The 4,056-nt window shown below is 36.0% G+C and carries 1 protein-coding gene; it reads left to right on the top strand.

What is annotated here, in order from left to right; translation table 11 throughout:
• Positions 1–49: 49 nt before the first annotated feature.
• Positions 50–4,056 (top strand): glycoside hydrolase family 98 domain-containing protein (locus AAEO59_RS16285; protein WP_341701802.1); only part of this gene is annotated, 4,007 nt, incomplete at its 3' end.

The raw sequence follows: 4,056 nt of genomic DNA, 5'->3' as shown, positions 1-4,056 counted from the left end.
ATTAGAAGTTGGATTAAATTAATGTATTATAAATAATAAATAATTTAGTATGAAAAAAGAATTACAATTTTATTTGGCTATCATAGCTTTTTTAATTTATGGGCAGACTGCTTTAGCTCAGGAGGTTATTTATGATTTTAATTCGGCGACACCTTTAGTTGGTGTTGCTTCTGCTTCAGGTACTGTAGAAGCTGTTTCTGTTGCGGGTTTAACAGATAATAGTGATGCTAACACAACTACTGTACTTCGTCCAAAAACGGTTGGTTCTCCAAATCAAACAGGGGTAGCCAATTTAACTTCTTTTCCAAGTGGTTCTGATTATAGTGTAACATGGAAAGAGTATATTACAACTGCTAATACCAGTTTCAAAAAAGGTTTTTTGTTGCGAGCTAGTGGAACGGGAGGTTATACGACAGGAATAAAGCAGGGCTATTTTTTCATGGTGCAAAATAATGCAACTACGGGCTCTGTTAATTTTCGAATCCTGAATTCTTCAAGTGCAACATCTATTTCAAATTTAAAAGATAGTGGAGCTATAATTATAGCTGGTTTTGCTGTTAACAAGGCTTGTTGGTTTCGTGCTTCTGTTACAGGAAATGTACTCAAATTTGAGTATTCTATGGATGGTGTGACCTTTACGGTTGGAACAACCTATACAGATACTTCAAATTTATATACATCGGGTAGTACCCAGTTGGTCTATGGCATAGGGAGCGGAACTATGGGGTATCTATATGATGATATTAAATTCAAATCCACTATCATAGGAAACTCAACCATAACGGTAACAGGAGCTAGTTCTTATGATTATAATGGGGCGCCACAGGGGCCTAATGCAGCTACAGTTTCGGGTTCTACAGGGGTAGTTACTTATACTTATACAGGTACAGGTAGTACTTCTTATGGACCATCAAGTAAGCGTCCGGTTATGGCTGGTACTTATAGTGTAGTAGCATCAGTGGCTGCAGATAGTAATTATTATGCTGCAGTATCAAGTCCTTTCTCTTTTACGATTAACAGCAATCCTAGTTTACCAATAGCGTCAATGAGACGAGTTCTTTCTCCAACTAGTCCTATGTATTTAATCCATGTTGATGCTTGGACTGATCAACCTCAGGAAGTGATTGATTTGATACCTATGGATATACGTCCTTTTGTAGTGATAAATATATCTATGTCTACTTCAATTCTGGGTGATCGTGGTTTTGATTGTGCTGAATCCTGGTTGAATACCTGTGCGCAAAATGGAATGTGGGCTATGGTTCAGGCTAGTAGTGGTATTCAGAATGCTTTTGCAACAGATACTAATTTAAGTGCATATGAATCTTTGTATATTAAGTATCCTAATTTCATTGGTTATAATTTCTGTGAACAGTCTTGGGGATTTGACTCAAGCACTTTTCCGCAAAGGCTCAACCTGTTTACTAATTTATTAGAAATGGGGCATAAGTACGGGGGCTATTTATATGTAAATGATTGTTTCTCTATTTCAAATGCCGGATTTAATACGATTTCAAAATTTAAAGCAAGTGCAGATTTTGCCAATGCAACAAAAGTGTATAAGGCAAATATGATCTATGGTAATAAGTTTACTAATTCATATGGATATTATGATAACGAAAGTGGTGCTTTGGGGGCTTTTTTGTCTGGACATGCAGCTAATTATGCCATTCGTTATGATATGTATTCTTGGGGGTGGTCAGGTAAAGGTCAGATTTTTGGTGCAGAAGCACCTGAAAGAAATCCTGATGGGAACAGATCTCTTTTTGCTTGTCCTGAGGCTGTAATGGGAGTGCCAATTGTGGAACAAATGATGGTAACAGGCGCTACGGTTATTGATGGTCCTGAGGTTCCGTGGATGTCAACTTTTTATAGCCACTATAAATTGCCTGCTTTTGATAATATGATTGCTGATATTTTACGTAAAGTAAAGGATGGAACTATTCGTATTCCTACCGTTAATGAAGTAGCTGCCCGAACGAAAGTGGTTTTTGTTAACGATGTAGATGCAAATACGACCAATACACTTTTCTCTGGTCTTTATGCTATGGATGCTACGGATGGTACGGATGGAATGTTGATTAATAACAGAACTTGGTTTAAGAAATCTGGGCGCTACGCAACAATTCCTCAATTGTATTCTGATAGTGCAGATGAAATTTCTTTATTTTCTCTAGGTACAGTTTTCGTAAAGAAGTCACAGTATCAAACGCTTTGGTCAACTGAAGCGCAAAAAGTAACTCAGTTTAATAGTCTTTATCCTGAGGTATCTACTGGAGATATGTATGTAAGCAGGCTTAATAATAGTTTGTACGCATACAATCCATGGTTGAATACAAATACTCCAACATCAGCAACTATTCCTTTAAAGTATAATACTTGTACTAGTGTTCAGTTGTCCTATGAACCTCATACATTTAGTGTTATTAATGAGTCTGCTAATAAGATTCAGATTTATCTAAATAATTATAGAACAGATAAAAATCATCTTTGGACAGATTATCCTGATGATTTTTCTTGGTACAGACTACAAACTACTATATTGCCACAGTATGCTACTAATCCGCCTGACGGAACATTCCGTACAAGTGTGATTAAAGTAAATGGTAGTACTAGTCAACCGGTTTATACTCTTACAGATCGTGGAAGTCATAAAGCAAGTACTGCTAGTGTTAGTTGGGCGAACGGAATTTATACATTAACTGTAGTTCATAATGGACCTGTAGATATTTCAATCGATTGTTCAGGTATTGCTACAGATAGAGCTACGGCTCCTGCAGCTGTAGCTGTAGTTTCTCCTATGTCGCCAATAGCTTATACTGGTGAGAAGCAATATGAAGCTGAAGGTGCAATTGTAACTTCTCCTGCGTCGGTGAATTCTACTCCTTTGCCAATTGCTTATCATGGAACAGGATTTGTTAGGTTTTCGAGTACGACATCTTCAAATTCCTCAGTTAAATTTAAGGTTGTTAATGTTGAGGTGGCGGGGAGTTATGATTTGGATATTAGATATGCAGCATTAGCAAATGTTAATTTGGTGGATATATTTGTAAATGGTACAAAAATAAGTACCCCGACTTTTCCTGCTACAGGAAGTGAATCTACTTATGCGATCTTTAATCAGAAAATAAATCTTAATCAAGGAACAAACAATACAATCGAATTAAAAGCAAATACAGCTGGTGCAATTATTAATATCGACAAGATTATATTGACTAAAACTGTCCTTCCGTTTTCATTTGTTTCTGTTGATGCTGTTCAAAAAAATAGTTCCCAAATTCAGGTTTCTTGGAATGTAGCAGATGAAAGAAATCTTTTAAGATATGAAGTTTTAAAAAGTACTGATGGTATTAATTATACTAGTATTTCAAATGTAAATGCTGTTAATAATGGTAGTAATAATAATTACGTCTATCTGGACAATACAACACAGGCTGTTACAAATTATTATAAAATCAAGGCAATTGATAATAATGCAGTTGAAACTTTGAGTGCTGTAGCGCAGGTAAATATAAAAACGGCTATTCCTTTTCAGGCAGAATTAGGTGTATTAGGTTCTGATTGGGATGCCTTAACAGCATCAGAGGTTGTTTATGTTACTTCAAAAACTGATGCAATAAATTCAAATTATCCAGGGGATCCTTCTAAAGTTATTTCATATACTGTCACATTTGAAAAGCCTGGAACTTATGACTTGTATGCAAAAGTATGGATTGGAGCTGGTGGTGCGAGCGATGATAGCTTTTATTATGGTAAATTATTTGGTTCATTGAATTCATTGGCTGATGCTAATGAATGGGTGATGAGTAATAATTTAGGAGGGGTAGGATATGCTGTTCAAACTGATATTGTAGGTACGGCTGGAACAGTTGGTTCAGGGCAATGGAAATGGATAAATTTATCTAAATATAATGGTGGAGAAACACCTGTTTCATTTAATGTTGTTGATGGTGCATTTACGCAAACGTTCCAAATAGGAGGCAGAGAAAATGGAATACAGATAGATAAATTTGTTTTTGGCTCTGGTACAGAAAGCTTTACAGTTAAAGAATTAGA

The organism is Flavobacterium flavipallidum, from assembly GCF_038289905.1.
In the GTDB taxonomy this organism is placed as follows: Bacteria; Bacteroidota; Bacteroidia; order Flavobacteriales; family Flavobacteriaceae; genus Flavobacterium; species Flavobacterium flavipallidum.
This window is presented reverse-complemented; position numbering and strand designations above follow the sequence as displayed.